Origin of the sequence: Acinetobacter sp. BHS4 (genome assembly GCF_018454425.1) — a bacterium.
Classification (GTDB): Bacteria; Pseudomonadota; Gammaproteobacteria; order Pseudomonadales; family Moraxellaceae; genus Acinetobacter; species Acinetobacter pittii.
Genome location: NZ_CP075323.1, coordinates 1,479,094 through 1,493,545, shown reverse-complemented (window position 1 = coordinate 1,493,545; position 14,452 = coordinate 1,479,094). Strand labels below are relative to the sequence as shown.

The window sequence follows — 14,452 nt, the reverse complement described above, 5'->3', positions numbered from 1 at the left end:
CATACTTTGTTTTTAAAAGAGTGTGAACGCATAAAGCTCATATCCGTACAGATAAACTGCGAACTGGCTTCTTTTCTCTACCAGAACCGTTTATTTGTCTAAGGATGATCATGGTGTAACTCCTGATCTGTAACACCCTCATCCATCGTTTGCACGAGTCCCACACCATCCTTAATTTCAGCCGAATAATTTCCCTTCTCGGTAAAAATTTGCATGATCGTATAGTGGTCTTTTTGACTTTGAGTAATGGTAAAGAAATTTTGATTCGGATCGCCCTGATCAAATTTACCAGTCCACCGAACAATATCTTGGTCAACAGGTTCGATCTCTACAATTTTGCCAGTGCGATTAATGCCATATTCCAACATTTGAAACTTAACAGTGTCACCCACTTTTTTAAGCTCAATCACATTTGGATCATATTTAATGACCATACCTTTTGCATTTTTAATTAGTGGAAAATTAAGATTAGAAGGCAGTTGATCCTTTTCTATTTCATTAAAAACAATCTGTTGCTGAGACAACTTTTCCTTTTCTGATGAACTCAAATTCAGCATATTTTGACGAGCAAATTCATTCTGATTATCTGCCACTTTTTGCCCAGTCCCTTGCCCCTTTTCTAAAGAAGACGTTAAAGCAGAAGAGCTTTGCTGTGAAAAGGTAAACCAGATTAAAACTGCTAACGCCACACAAGCGATAGCAGTTCCTATTAACAATTTATTTTTCTTCATTATTTACAGCTAGAAATAGAGATTAGTTATATAGAGAAATTTTCTGTGCATTCAGATTAATGACACTGACCGCATCAATTTTTCCTTCTACACCTAAACGTACACCATATTTAGGGTTATATAGATAGGGACTCGAATAAAAATTAATATTATTACCACCCATTGCAGTACTTCCTAAAGGATGAGCAAAGCCTGAACCAATATTGGTTGAGCCATTATGGTATAGGCCAAGATTGTGCCCAACTTCATGACGCATAGCAGCGAAAGAACAACCGGCAATATCATTTGCGCCAATCATGTTATATGCAGAAGCATTAATCCAAGCCCAACCACAACCGCCATCACCCGGTTCATTACCTTGATAATAGACACCGTCTGCCAATACACGTTTTCGCTCATTTTGTACCGTGGTGTCATCTCGTCCAGTAGAGATTGCTTCTTTTAACGTGGCAGCAGGAATTTTATAAGTTAGATAACCTACATCTCTTAAATAAAAACGTGCATTCGAATTTTCAGCAGTTAAATTCGTTAAATTTACGCCTTCAATCATTCTAAGTTTTGCAGCGCTTTCTCCTAAAATTGAGTTTACCTCTGGGCTAGAAACCAACAACATATCAATTGTATAACTATCTACTGTCCAGCCTTGAGCAGTGTATATAAAACGGCGATTTTCACCATTTTTAATTGCGGTAGACAAGCCATTAGCAGCATTAATATAGGTGTCTGCCGATGCATTTGACACAATAACAACTTTATCGCCGACTTGAGCTTTAGCAGGTAGTTGTAAGGTTGGCTGCCAATTTGAGGTAGAAAGTTTTACCTTTAAAGTAGGCTGAGTCATATTCGGTAAAGTTGCAGGGATTGTTGCGGCTGAATCAATCACCTTTGTAGGTGAAGAGATCAACTGCCAATAGCCTTTGTCGCTTACATACATAAACTCATATTGATCGCCTGTTTTAAGCGTTAGTGTCGCTTGGCTATTAATATTGGTATTATTAATTTTTGCAGACCAAGTTGCAGTAGACTTAATAATAATTCTATCTCGATCACTTGCAGTGGTCGGCAAAGTGAAATTGGAAACCCAGTTTCCATCTCCAAATGAAATTTCTGTAAGTGGACTATTAACTGTCGCTAATGACGTTCCAATTTGCTGAACATTTAACTTCTGAGGTTTTATATACTCTGGAACCCATTTTCCTAAAGCAGAATAATATTTAAACCAATATTCAGATCCATTTTTTAATGAGAAACTGCTCGGGAATAGTAAATTTGTTTTATCAATGTCCGAACTTGCACTTGCTGTAGAAGCAACTTGTACGGTTGTTCCATCACGGACATCACTCGGTAATGCTATGGTTTGTGCCCATTTGTCATTTTGAATAAGTACTTTTTGCATTGATGCAGTTGTTAATGGAACGACTTCATAGGTCGCACCATTAGTAGGACTCACTGTCGCTAACTGAGCGATCCACTTATTTTGACTACTATTAAAGATGAATTGGTAAACATCACCACTATTTATCTTTAATACTTCTAACGGAATATTCGTATTAGAAGTATCTAAATAGCTACTATAGGCAGCACTAGAACGAATTGTAATTTTGTCCAAATTATTAGCGCTTGAGGGTAAAGTGAGGTTTTTGACCCAATTCCCATTTGCTAGATTAAATTCTAAATCTGAATAACCGGATGGAATTGATCCACTATTATTATTCTGATTTGGTGAAAGTACAGTTGCGGCATATACAAGTGAAGACGCAACAATTGCTCCAATTATGAGTGATGTTTTTAATTTAAAATTCACAGCAGCCTCTTTTATTTGTTTTTAGATTTTTCGAATAGCAGGTTAGCAAACCATTTTTAAGCAGTCAATTTCACAATAATTAATTTTTCATTAAATTTCAAATACATGAATAATGAATCATTTTGAAATAAAAATATGAACCCTTTTAAAGAATAGTTTATTTATGAGAATTAAATAACCAATTTTTAATATGTAGAAAATATTAAAAAGAAATTTAAGGATAAGAAGAAAGGTAGTCTCTCTTTTTATCCTTTAGTTTTAATTTACTTTCTTTGGAAAGCTAAACCAGACAAATGCAGTTAAAAGGAAGAAACAAATAGCTGAGATGGTAAGCACCCAACTATGGGCATAGCTAAAAGCTTGTTGCGCAACTGTAATTAATTGTCCTCCCAAAGGATTTTCAAGATTAGACGCTAATTGCATGGTTTCTCCAATCGAGATACTCGCTTTTTCAATTAAGTCCGTTGGGACCTGTTCTGGCAAAATAATTGAACGACTATAAAACCAAGATAACATTAACCCAAATATAGCAACGCCCAAACCAGCCCCAAGCTCGTAAGCCATCCCTTCTATGGCACCTGCTGCACTCGCCTTTTGCGGAGGTACAGATGACATAATCGCAGCAGTTGAGGCCAGCAACGCAATCTCAATGCTAAAGCCTAAAAAGACCATACATGTCCATGCTAAAAAGTGGTCGGTCGAGAAGTTAAGCTGAGCAAGTCCCCATAGACTAAATCCACTTATTAAAATACCAACAGTAGATACAAGCCTAAGTCCCCATTTATTTAAACAGATTCCTGCTAGTGGACCACCTAAACTAATTGCAATCATGAATGGAATAATAAACATGGCTGCCTGTAATGGAGAAAAACCATGTACAAACTGCAATTCTTGAGACAAGAGCAATTCGAACCCAACCAAAGCAATCATAGAAACTACCGCCATGACAATGCTGGTAGAAATCACTGGATGTTTAAATAATTCCAGATCAATCATTGGCGTCGTACTTCTTTTTTGGCTTTGAATAAAGTGAATTAAAGTACTTATACCAATCACAAACATTACAACCGTAAGCACTGAAAAGTTATACATCGCCGATTTGATTGAATAGATGAGGCTTAAAATTGCCACGACTAAAATTAAAGCTTGCCCTAAATTAATTGGCTGATCAGTCTTCTCTTGTTGTTTAGGGATGATGATCGCAATCATAACTAGAACCACCAAAATAATCGGGATATTGATAAGGAATACAGCTCCCCAATGGAAGTGTTCTAGTACAAAACCACCGACTAATGGACCAAAAGCTGCTCCACCACCACCCACTGTAGACCAAAGACCAAGTGCAAAATTTCTCTGCTTTTCTTCGGTAAAAGCATTACGGATGCCTGATAAAGTGGCAGGAATAAGCATAGCTGCCCCTAGCCCTAAGACAGCACGAGAAGCAATTAAGGCATAGGCAGTTGGAGAAAAAGCCGCAGCTAACGAACCCACACCAAAAACTGCAGTTCCAATAAATAATAATTTTTTAAAGCCAATACGATCGCCAAGTGCACCCATCGGCAAAATCAAACCCGCCATAATCAGTGAATAAATATCAATGACCCATAAAAGCTGATTGGCAGTTAAATTCAATGCTGCACTTAAAGATGGTGTTGCAACATGCATCACCGTTGCATCAATCGTAACTGGTAAATATATAAGGACGATAATTGTCAGGATTAACCATTTTTTTTGCATAACGCTCTTCAATATCCAAAACTTGGACATGTGTTCAAATCATGGTTATTATATACACAATTGGACACTTGTCCAACTTTTAGTTTTAATGTAATTTGTGTCGAATTCAGTCAGGTGAAAAAACATGGCCTATCTTAATCGCGATCAACGCAGAGAAATGATTCTGCAAGCTGCCATGCAAGTTGCTTTGGCTGAAGGTTTTGCTGCCATGACGGTACGTAGAATCGCAACAGAAGCACAAACCTCTACCGGACAAGTTCATCATCATTTTTCTTCGGCATCTCATTTAAAAGCTGAAGCTTTTTTAAAACTGATGGAACAGCTTGATGAAATTGAACAAACTCTCCAAACAACCAGCCAATTTCAAAGACTCTTCATCCTATTGGGTGCAGAAAATATTGACAGGCTTCAGCCCTACTTACGTTTATGGAATGAAGCTGAACTCTTGATTGAGCAAGATGCAGAAATACAAAAAGCGTATAACCTTGCCATGCAAAGTTGGCATGAAACAATTGTGCAAGCGATTGAGTGTGGCCAAAAAGAAGGTGAATTTAAAAACAGATCAAATTCCACAGACATTGCATGGCGACTCATTGCCTTTGTATGCGGATTAGAAGGGATTTATAAACTTGGTTTACATGGTTTAGCTGAAGAAGACTTCAAGCGCCATACCGAAGCGATTATTCGCCTAGAATTATTATAAATATAGAAGCTGGCATTGATTAGAATGCCAGCTTTAAAATACTAAAATTAGAACCAGCCTTTACGACCTTTTAAAATTTGGTCGGTGCAACGTAAGGCTTCTTGAGTCAGTCCCCACAAACGATAATCACCTGTGATTGAACCAATCTGGAAGTTATGGGTATAAGCAAAGCTGAGGTCACGCTCAGGATCACACCACGCTCCTGAACCATTGTAACCAATATGCCCAAACCCATTTTTAGCTCGTTTACCCATGGTAATAATACGGTGATAGCCTAAACGCCAATTCATCGGAATTGGCATAACACGATCACGTGCATAACTTTGGATGGTGCTGAGCTCTTTAAATACTTCTGGGCGAATAATTTGATGTCCATCCCATTCACCTTGATTTGCTAGCATCGCATAAATTTTAGCAAGACTATTTGCAGTAAATGTGCCGTTTGCTGCTGGAATGACTGCTTGCAACCCCTCGTCACTAAAGAAACTAAGATGTTTCATTCCTTTTGGAATCATGGCATCTTGAAAGTCTTGAGGGTCTTGTCCAGTCCAAGTAATCATTTTTTCAGAGAGTGAACTCTTGCGCGTCTGTGGCTTTTTAGGTTTTTCAACTTGAGTAGATGCTGGTTTTTCTGGTTTTGGTTGAATAATTAAACGTGCTACACGATCCAACTCATTTGCAGGCGTCCCAAAATAAGCGCCGTCTAACTGCAACGGTTCAACCAGATATTTTTGCATGAGCTGATCTAAAGATTGACCAGTTGCTTTTTCAAGTACACCACCGACAAGCCAACCAAATGTTAAAGCTTGATAAGCATTACCCTCTCCTGCAAGGAATCTTGGCTTAGTCGCCGCGACCACATCTAACATGTGTGACCAGTCGAGCATTTCTCGCGCACTTTCGATGATATTTCGCACATCAAACATGCCACTTTGATGGCTTAGCACATGACGCAATGTCATTTGCTCTTTTCCATTTTGAGCAAACTCAGGCCAATAAGTCGCAATCGGTTTGTCGTATTCTAAAAAACCTTCACTTACTAAAATATGCGCTAAAGTTGCAAGTATGCCCTTACCTGTAGAATAACAAACTGCCAATGTGTCAGGTTGCCAAGCTTCGGTTTGTGATTTTAGACCCGTGTAGATATCTACAACTTTCTGACCTCTAAAATAAACCGCTAAAGCAGCTCCACCTTGTCCTGTTCTAGCATCTTGAAGACGGCTAAACTGGTGAGCTAAATCAATAAAACGTTCATCTAAAATACCGTGATAGTTATGGGTATCGGCCAGTAAAATCTCTTTAATCACATGAAGTTCCTTGCATTTTTTGTTATTTTGCTCAAAAGCAGCCCAAACCTCTGTTCAGGCTGCTGATATTTTTATAATGCTTTTACAGTTCCTGCAACATGTGGTTTTTGTGATTTGGCATTACGAATCAAGAAATCAGTCTTTTTATCTGCATTTGCAGTTAAAAAATCAACTTTTGACGGTAAGAACATTGGTAGCTTAAACCAGACATCTGCTTCATAAGCATTTGGTAATTCAAGATTTGCTAATGCTTTAGCTTTGCTCCACATACCATGCGCAATGGCTTGCTTAAAGCCAAATGCTTTTGCAGTAATGGCATGAATATGAATTAAGTTAAAATCTCCAGACACTTTCGCATAACGGCGACCTGTGTTTTCTAAAATATTCCACTCTGCCTTTGGAACATAATCTGGTGCTTGTTCTTCTTTGGCTTTCTCACCCGCTCTTTTCTCGACTTTTTGACGAGATAAATAAGTCGTTAAGCCTTCCATCACCACTTCATTGCCAACTTTAGCCGTGGTAATAAAGTCAAACTGAACACCTTTATCATGCGGTTTTAGTTCCCCAAATTTACATGACAAAGTTAGTTTTTCAGTCACAGCAATTGGTCTGGTCTGTTTAATCTGGTTACGAATATGGACTAAACCTAAAATCGGAAATGGAAAGGCTTCTGCCGTCATCATGTGCATTTGCAAACTTTGAGAAAGCACAGCCAAATAAATTGCGGGTACAAAGCCATTATTTTGAAAGCCACATACTTCGTTATAAGCTTTGAGGTGGTTCTGATCAATTTCTAAAGTATCTACCACATATTCAACTTGCGGTAATATTTTTGGACCTTTCGGCTTTTTAAAAATTAAACCTTGCACTACTTTTGGATAAGCCAATGCCGCTTTTGGTAGCTGGCTAAAATGACGAGTATTCATACCTAACCTTTTATAATTTATAGATTCTTGAATAAAAAAGGGATGCACAAGCACCCCTATTTAGCTAAAAGTGCTTAAGCGCCCAACAAGCTTTGACCACACACTCGTACAACGTTGCCATTTACCCCTGTAGAAGCAGTTGATGCAAACCATGCAATTGTTTCTGCTACATCAACAGGTAAACCACCTTGTTGCATTGAGTTCATACGGCGACCAGCTTCACGAATTGCAAATGGAATTGCCGCAGTCATTTGAGTTTCGATAAAGCCGGGTGCTACTGCGTTAATGGTAATACCATTTTTTAAGATAGGCGCAGTAAATTTCACTAGACCAATCACACCTGCTTTCGACGCAGCATAGTTTGTTTGACCAAGGTTACCCGCAATACCACTAATTGATGATACACAAACAATACGGCCATTTGCATTTAGACCATCGTTTTCTAACAAGTAGTCATTTACGCGTTCAGCAGCAGACAAGTTAATATTAATTACCAAATCCCAAAGCTCTGGCTTCATGTTTGCCAAAGTTTTGTCACGTGTAATACCTGCGTTATGAACGATAATATCTAAACCGCCTTGTTTTGCAGCAGCAGTTTTAATTTTTTCGCCCGCATCAGCAGCCGTAATGTCAATTGCCAATGTAGAACCGCCAATGTCAGCAGCTACACGGTCAAGGTCAGCCTGTTGTTGCGGTACATCTAAACAAATAACATGCGCACCGTCACGCGCCAATACATGTGCAATTGCCTCACCAATACCACGGCTTGCACCAGTTACTAATGCAGTTTTTCCAGCAAGTGGTTTTGCCCAATCAACATCAACCACATCTGCTTTAGATACACGAATCACTTGACCAGATACATAAGCCGAACGCGGAGAAAGCAAGAAACGTAATGTTGATTCAAGATTTGCAGCAGCACCTTCATCAACATAAACAACTTGAGCAGTAATACCCTTTTTAAATTCTTTACCTACAGATTTGATAAAGCCTTCAAGTGCACGCTGAGCGATTGCTTGTTTTACAGTTTTCGTAGTTTCAGGAGTTGTACCAATCACAATCACTCGACCAGAAGTCGCAACTTGACGTGCAATCGGGTTAAAGAATTTATAAAGTTCATTTAACTGTTCTGAGTTTTGAATACCAGATGCATCAAATACAACGGCTTTGAATTTTGATTCTTTATCGCCTGCATTGAATGGACGTAAATTTAAACCAACTTTTGCAGCTTCTTGTTGTAAAGCAACGTTATTGCCTACATAGCTATCTGCATGAACATTGCTAAGTACTTGTGCAATTTCACCAGACAAAATACTTGACGGCGCTGCGCCAACCAATACTGCACCATTCACTACTGGCTGAGCACTTTCAAAACGCTCTAATACAACTGGCGATGGTAAACCCAGATTTTTAACAACGAATTTACCAATAGGAGATTGTGTAAATGCTTGGTATTGATCAGTCATGATTATTATCTCTCAAAGAAATGAATTTTCTACGACAGGCTTCATTATGTTATGAGATGAATAGAAACAATATGAAAGCAGTCGTTCATTAGAGTTACTCCAAATCATACTTGACTTCATCTTTGGATGTCTTGACCTGAATGCTATCTACAATGTCATTCTAGTCAATACAGGTCTATTTGAATTGTGTTAAGGTAGCTTACAAGAATATCGTTATTATGCTTGGAAAAGCCTTATGAGCAAAACAACTCAAGAAAATCCAGCAGTCGAGAATTCTGCTCAGGAAAAAGTGTCAAATACATCAAAGTCGGCTTCTAACACGGCTAAGCGTAACAGCACTACTCCTAAAGCAGCAACTAATACATCAAAAACGACACGTACTCGTTCAACGACTGCACCTGCACGTAGCCCTCGCACCAAGAGCGCGGCTACAGCAACTACTTCTACATCTTCAAATGTAGCTGCAGCACCAAAAGCAACAAAAACCAAAACTTCTGTTCAACAGGATAAAACCATGAGCCAAAACACTGTTCGCCGCGTTGCAATTATTGGTGGCAACCGTATTCCATTTGCACGTTCAAATACTGCTTATTTCAAAGCGTCAAATTCTGACATGCTGACAGCAGCATTAAACGGTTTGGTTGAACGCTTTAACTTACAAGGTAAGCGTATTGGTGAAGTCGTTGCTGGTGCTGTTTTAAAACACAGCCGTGACTTTAATATGACTCGTGAAGTTGTATTAAGCACAGATCTTGCTCCTGAAACCCCTGCTTATGACATTCAAATTGCTTGTGGTACAGGTTTACAAGCAGCTTTTGTTGTTGCAAACAAAATTGCACTTGGTCAAATCGATGTAGGTATTGCTGGTGGCGTAGACACCACTTCTGACGCGCCGATTGCTGTAGGTGATGGCTTACGTAAAGTTTTACTTGAACTCAATGTAGCTAAAACGGGTAAAGACCGTCTTAAAGCTTTAACAAAAATTGATTTTAAAAAGCTTCTTGATGCACCAAGCAATGGTGAACCACGTACTGGCCTTTCAATGGGTGAGCACCAAGCCATCACTGCTTTAGAATGGGGTATCACTCGCGAAGCACAAGATGAGTTAGCTGCTAGCAGCCATCAAAAACTTGCTGCTGCTTATGAGCGTGGTTTCTTTGATGACTTAATGACTCCATTCTTAGGTCTTAACCGTGACAACAACTTACGCGCAGACAGCACAGTTGAAAAACTTGCTAAATTGAAGCCAGTTTTCGGTAAAGGCGAAACTGCGACAATGACAGCTGGTAACTCAACTCCGTTAACTGACGGTGCTTCTGTTGTCTTGCTTGCTTCTGAAGAGTGGGCAAAAGAAAACGGTCATGAAGTTTTAGCTTACCTTTCTTTCTCTGAAACAGCAGCTGTTGACTTCATTGGTAAGAGCGGTCCTAAAGAAGGTTTGTTAATGGCTCCTGCTTATGCAGTACCTCGTATGCTTAAGCGTGCAAACCTTAAACTCCAAGACTTCGATTTCTACGAAATTCATGAAGCATTCGCATCTCAAGTGTTATCTACTTTGAAAGCTTGGGAAGATGAAAAATTCTGTAAAGAACGTCTTGGTTTAGATGCACCTTTGGGTTCAATTGACCGCTCTAAACTGAACGTAAATGGTTCATCTTTAGGTGCAGGCCATCCATTTGCTGCAACTGGTGGCCGTATCTTAGCAACTGCTGCTAAATTGATTAATCAAAAAGGTTCTGGCCGTGCATTAATCTCGATCTGTACAGCAGGTGGTGAAGGTGTGGTTGCGATTGTAGAAAAATAATTTCTATAACGACCTAACAAAATAAGCACCCATTTGGGTGCTTATTTCATTTCAATATATTAGCTTAATGAAGTGATGCAGCTTTAGCATCTGGGAAAAACTTATCTTCAATATGGTCATAGCACCACTGAAAAATAAAGGTATAGACCAAAATACATAAGGTTAAACCAATATCTAAAATAAGTGCATCAATGACACTCATCTGCATCATATAGGCAATCATCGGTACAGTTGCAATCAGCAAACCACCTTCAAAACCAATCGCATGTAAAATCCGCACAGGGATCGTTCTTTCCCAATTATATTTATGCTCTACTTTTTCAAAATAGTGGTTAAAAATCATGTTCCAAAAAACTGAAACCACTGCCATAAACACACCGAGTGTACCGGTTACATCCATTGGCATATCAAAAATAAAACTTAATGCAATCGCAATGATGACCAATAAAATTCCTTCATAACTGATTGCATGAATGAGTCTTCTCTTGGAAATCAACATTTTTAAATACTCAATAATAACTTGGATAATGTGCATTTTATTTTTATAATATTGATTAATCCAATCAGGTTCTTTCAGTTTTTTTGACAGATGAATATTAATCAAGAACAACTACTCATGTTTCAAGCCGTGATTGAAACCGGCTCTTTTTCTGCAGCAGCCCGTAAACTTGGCAAAGTTCCTTCGGCTGTAAGCATGTCTATTGCCAACTTAGAGATTGATCTGGACTTAACTTTATTTGACCGTAAAGGCCGCGAACCCGCCCCTACTGACGAAGCACGGGTTTTATATGAAAAGACCTCTCAGCTTTTGATTGAGATGAATCAATGGAAACAGCATGCTCACGCGTTAAGTACAGGTTTGGAAGCTAATTTAACTATTGTGATTGTGTCTGAACTTTTACACACCAATTGGACCGACTATATTTGTCTTTTAGAGAGTCGTTTCCCTGACCTACAAATCAATATCGTGTCTGCTCCCCAAGAAGATGCTCTGCAAATGTTATTAGATGGCTCTGCTCAACTTGCACTGATGTTTGAACGCGAGCACCTAGATAACAGAGAACAATTTGTAGAGCTCAAACGCGAGGCTCTAATTCCGGTTATTTCAAATAACCATCCTCTAGCAAGCCAAAATCAGGTTACTTATGAACAAATCCTTACTACACGACAAATAGTAGTTGCAAGCCGAGATGAGACTTTAAAACCCGAATTATTATTTTCAAAACATTACTGGCGCACTGATAACCACCACTCTGCTTGTTTAATGATCTTGCGCAATTTGGGTTGGGGTGTACTTCCTCAAGAAATGTTTAAAGAAAATCCTGAATTAAAAAATAAACTTAAAGTATTGGATTTATTAGATTTCACTCCCCGATTTGAATATTATGTTGATTTGGTATGGAGTCGAGAAAGTGAGCTTGGTGCCGCTGCTAGATTTTTGATTGAACATATCCGTAAGCAACGAATGCAACCACTGCCTTAAAAATATTTCAAATTAGATGCAGAACCTAAACGTTTTTCTTTGAAATATAACAATTGATATATCGACAGCATGAATAGACTTTGTGCTATAAAGAAAAGATAAGATTTATTACCGAAGATGTTGAATATCAATGACTCATACAGCACTTGACCAATTAAAAACATTAACGACCGTTGTTGCCGACAGTAGTGACCTTGATGCAATTCGTAAATTCCGTCCATTAGACGCAACGACTAATCCTTCATTGATTACGGCAGCAGCAGAACAACCAGAAAGCAAAGAGCTCATTGAAGATGCTTATTATCAAGCCAAAGAAGAAGGCTATAGCAACGATGAGTTAATCGAAAGAACCATTGATATTTTAACCGTAAAATTTGGTGTAGAAATTTTAAAACTGATTGAAGGCCGTGTTTCAACGGAAGTTGATGCTGCTCTTTCATATGACACCGAAGCAACCATTAAAAAAGCGCATGAATTATGTGAACTTTACAAAGGTTATGGTATTGATCAGTCACGTATTCTTATTAAAATTGCATCGACTTGGGAAGGTATTCAAGCTGCCAAAGTGCTCGAAGCTGAAGGAATTGCTTGTAACCTCACTCTCCTTTTCGGTTTACATCAAGCCCAAGCGTGTGCAGATGCAAAAGTGACTTTAATCTCACCATTTGTAGGTCGTATCTTAGACTGGTACAAAAAAGCTGAAGGTGTAGAGGCTTACCCAATCGAAAAAGATCCAGGCGTAGTTTCAGTTAAGAAAATCTACACTTACTACAAGCAGCAAAATATTCCAACTCAAGTGATGGGTGCGAGCTTCCGTAGTATAGATCAAGTGCTTGGTCTAGCTGGATGTGATTTACTGACGATCTCGCCAAGCTTACTTAACCAGCTTGAGCAAGATACCCGTACAGTTGATGCGGCCCTTGATGCATCTCAAGCAAAACAAGCAGAAGCGATTGTTAGACCAGCTCAAGATGAGCAAAGTTTTAAAGATGAACTTAACCATGACTTAATGGCATTCCAGCTTTTACAAGGTGGTGTCGATGGCTTTATTAAAGCACGTGACCAATTAAGCCTTTTGTTACGTCAGTCTTTTGGAATTGATGCGGAAATAAAATCTTAAAAAACTGCACTTTTCATACAAAATTGCCGATTTTTGTTATCATGACAAAAATCGGTTTTTTATTGGGTTTCTCGTGTTCGGCATAACAGATTTAACAACATATATTATTGGTACATTCCTAATTGTGTTATTGCCAGGACCCAATTCTCTTTATGTGATGTCAATCGCTTCGCGCTACGGGATTAAAACCGGATATATGGGTGCATTCGGTATTTTCACCGGTGACCTTATTTTAATGCTATGTACAGTACTCGGAGCTGCTTCTCTACTTAAGGCATTCCCATGGGTATTTGTCATTCTTAAATTAACAGGTGCACTTTATTTATCTTATTTAGGCTTTAAACTGTTACAAGGCAGTATTCAACGCTGGAAACAACGTAATCAAACTCAACCAGAAATGGCTGATTTACCAGCTTTAGATAAAGTTCATCCTTATAAAACGGCACTCAGTATTAGTTTACTCAACCCTAAAGCGATTTTATTTTTCCTCTCTTTCTTTGTTCAGTTTGTTGAACCAGATTATGCTTATCCTGCTCTGAGCTTTTTAATTTTAGCAATTATTTTACAGATCATTAGCTTTAGTTATTTAACTGCATTAATCTTCTCTGGAATTAAGCTCTCGGCATTTTTTAAAGAGAACCATAAAATTGCAGCAAGCGGAATCTTTTTAGTAGGAATTCTATTTTTCGGATTTGGTTTAAAACTAGCAACCTCAACGATTTAATTATTTTAAACTAATAACTTTTGCATTAGAAAGTTAAAACATTATGAACTGCTAAAAGTCCAGCATGCCATCTGTTTTAACTTCATTAAGTACAAAAAAAGTTCTGACTTGTCTTACTCCGGGTAAGGCAATAATCTTTTCACTATGAAATCGGTTAAACGCTGCTAAATCTTTAACACGAATTTTTAGAAAATAATCGACTTCTCCCGCCACCAGATAACACTCTAAAACATTTTCCAAATCACCCGACGCTTGTTCAAATGCTTGAAAGCTGTCAGGAGTTGAACGATCCAAAACCACACCAACTAACACCACAGTACCACGTTGAACCGTATTGGGATTGATCCGAGCCCGGACATCTAAGATTGCTCCAATCTTAAAAAGACGCTGAGTATGATTCCAACAAGATGATGTACTAATACCTACAAGTTTTGCCAATTCAGCATTACTTAAACGCCCATTTTCCTGTAAGGCACGCATAATTTTCAGCTCTAGTGGAGTTAAATTTTCAGCTTTCTCGTCCATAAAATAATATTCTTGATTCATTGTTATTTATGGAACGAATAATAGCATTATTTAAGAATTTAAAAATATTATTTATTTTTTAACCTAAAAATAGAAAGCACCTTCTTAAAAAAAATTGTTAA

13 protein-coding genes are annotated in these 14,452 nt (G+C 38.3%); 5 read left to right on the top strand and 8 right to left on the bottom strand.

The window, feature by feature from the left end; translation table 11 throughout:
* Positions 1 to 98: 98 nt before the first annotated feature.
* The 3 genes from cpaB to amvA all read right to left on the bottom strand — a co-directional run bounded on the left by cpaB (position 99) and on the right by amvA (position 4,272).
* Entirely contained in the window at positions 99 to 731 is a 633-nt protein-coding gene (gene cpaB / locus KIP84_RS07100) for a metalloprotease secretion chaperone CpaB (protein ID WP_213689598.1), read from the bottom strand.
* Between the two features lie 22 nt (positions 732 to 753).
* Complete coding sequence (cpaA, locus tag KIP84_RS07095) at positions 754 to 2,535, bottom strand: metalloendopeptidase CpaA (RefSeq protein WP_213689597.1); 1,782 nt, start codon at positions 2,533 to 2,535, stop codon at positions 754 to 756.
* A gap of 258 nt (positions 2,536 to 2,793) precedes the next feature.
* Positions 2,794 to 4,272, bottom strand: a complete 1,479-nt coding sequence (gene amvA / locus KIP84_RS07090; protein ID WP_213689596.1) for a multidrug efflux MFS transporter AmvA — start codon at positions 4,270 to 4,272, stop codon at positions 2,794 to 2,796.
* Between the two features lie 124 nt (positions 4,273 to 4,396).
* Here amvA and KIP84_RS07085 point away from each other — a divergent pair, with 124 nt between their 5' ends.
* A complete protein-coding gene (locus KIP84_RS07085) occupies positions 4,397 to 4,975 on the top strand; it encodes a TetR family transcriptional regulator (RefSeq protein WP_068528313.1) in 579 nt (192 codons plus the stop codon).
* Between the two features lie 47 nt (positions 4,976 to 5,022).
* Here KIP84_RS07085 and KIP84_RS07080 read toward each other — a convergent pair whose 3' ends face one another.
* The 3 genes from KIP84_RS07080 to KIP84_RS07070 all read right to left on the bottom strand — a co-directional run bounded on the left by KIP84_RS07080 (position 5,023) and on the right by KIP84_RS07070 (position 8,674).
* Positions 5,023 to 6,282 carry a serine hydrolase domain-containing protein gene (locus KIP84_RS07080; RefSeq protein ID WP_199985258.1) on the bottom strand — a complete coding sequence of 420 codons (1,260 nt, stop codon included), beginning with the start codon at positions 6,280 to 6,282 and terminating at the stop codon, positions 5,023 to 5,025.
* Positions 6,283 to 6,353: 71 nt separating this feature from the next.
* Positions 6,354 to 7,208 carry a MaoC/PaaZ C-terminal domain-containing protein gene (locus KIP84_RS07075; RefSeq protein ID WP_213689595.1) on the bottom strand — a complete coding sequence of 285 codons (855 nt, stop codon included), beginning with the start codon at positions 7,206 to 7,208 and terminating at the stop codon, positions 6,354 to 6,356.
* Between the two features lie 74 nt (positions 7,209 to 7,282).
* Positions 7,283 to 8,674: a 3-oxoacyl-ACP reductase gene (locus tag KIP84_RS07070; RefSeq protein WP_126645918.1), complete on the bottom strand. Its 1,392-nt coding sequence runs from the start codon at positions 8,672 to 8,674 to the stop codon at positions 7,283 to 7,285.
* A gap of 235 nt (positions 8,675 to 8,909) precedes the next feature.
* Between KIP84_RS07070 and KIP84_RS07065 the strand changes: the two genes are divergently transcribed.
* Entirely contained in the window at positions 8,910 to 10,478 is a 1,569-nt protein-coding gene (locus KIP84_RS07065; RefSeq protein ID WP_075384138.1) for an acetyl-CoA C-acetyltransferase, read from the top strand.
* Positions 10,479 to 10,542: 64 nt separating this feature from the next.
* Here the strand turns inward: KIP84_RS07065 and aceI are convergent, their stop codons facing one another.
* Entirely contained in the window at positions 10,543 to 10,977 is a 435-nt protein-coding gene (aceI, locus tag KIP84_RS07060; protein ID WP_130625944.1) for a chlorhexidine efflux PACE transporter AceI, read from the bottom strand.
* Between the two features lie 90 nt (positions 10,978 to 11,067).
* Between aceI and KIP84_RS07055 the strand changes: the two genes are divergently transcribed.
* The 3 genes from KIP84_RS07055 (at position 11,068) to leuE (ending at position 13,805) form a co-directional block, all read left to right on the top strand.
* On the top strand, positions 11,068 to 11,961 hold the full coding sequence (locus KIP84_RS07055; protein ID WP_213689594.1) for a LysR family transcriptional regulator: 894 nt from the start codon (positions 11,068 to 11,070) through the stop codon (positions 11,959 to 11,961).
* 130 nt (positions 11,962 to 12,091) lie between these two features.
* Positions 12,092 to 13,081: a transaldolase gene (gene tal, locus KIP84_RS07050; protein WP_213689593.1), complete on the top strand. Its 990-nt coding sequence runs from the start codon at positions 12,092 to 12,094 to the stop codon at positions 13,079 to 13,081.
* A 73-nt stretch (positions 13,082 to 13,154) separates the two neighbouring features.
* Positions 13,155 to 13,805 (top strand): leucine efflux protein LeuE, encoded by a 651-nt coding sequence (leuE, locus tag KIP84_RS07045; RefSeq protein ID WP_016803130.1) that lies wholly within the window; start codon positions 13,155 to 13,157, stop codon positions 13,803 to 13,805.
* Positions 13,806 to 13,856: 51 nt separating this feature from the next.
* Here the strand turns inward: leuE and KIP84_RS07040 are convergent, their stop codons facing one another.
* Positions 13,857 to 14,330, bottom strand: a complete 474-nt coding sequence (locus KIP84_RS07040) for an Lrp/AsnC family transcriptional regulator (RefSeq protein ID WP_002115169.1) — start codon at positions 14,328 to 14,330, stop codon at positions 13,857 to 13,859.
* Between the last annotated feature and the right edge of the window lie 122 nt (positions 14,331 to 14,452).

Excerpts from the sequence above, each read along its gene's own strand:
- cpaB (WP_213689598.1), bottom strand. The coding sequence starts at position 731 with ATGAAGAAAAATAAATTGTTAATAGGAACTGCTATCGCTTGTGTGGCG.
- KIP84_RS07070 (WP_126645918.1), bottom strand. The coding sequence starts at position 8,674 with ATGACTGATCAATACCAAGCATTTACACAATCTCCTATTGGTAAATTC.
- amvA (WP_213689596.1), bottom strand. The coding sequence starts at position 4,272 with ATGCAAAAAAAATGGTTAATCCTGACAATTATCGTCCTTATATATTTA.
- tal (WP_213689593.1), top strand. The coding sequence starts at position 12,092 with ATGACTCATACAGCACTTGACCAATTAAAAACATTAACGACCGTTGTT.
- KIP84_RS07040 (WP_002115169.1), bottom strand. The coding sequence starts at position 14,330 with ATGGACGAGAAAGCTGAAAATTTAACTCCACTAGAGCTGAAAATTATG.
- KIP84_RS07075 (WP_213689595.1), bottom strand. The coding sequence starts at position 7,208 with ATGAATACTCGTCATTTTAGCCAGCTACCAAAAGCGGCATTGGCTTAT.
- KIP84_RS07085 (WP_068528313.1), top strand. The coding sequence starts at position 4,397 with ATGGCCTATCTTAATCGCGATCAACGCAGAGAAATGATTCTGCAAGCT.
- KIP84_RS07055 (WP_213689594.1), top strand. The coding sequence starts at position 11,068 with ATGAATATTAATCAAGAACAACTACTCATGTTTCAAGCCGTGATTGAA.
- KIP84_RS07065 (WP_075384138.1), top strand. The coding sequence starts at position 8,910 with ATGAGCAAAACAACTCAAGAAAATCCAGCAGTCGAGAATTCTGCTCAG.
- aceI (WP_130625944.1), bottom strand. The coding sequence starts at position 10,977 with ATGTTGATTTCCAAGAGAAGACTCATTCATGCAATCAGTTATGAAGGA.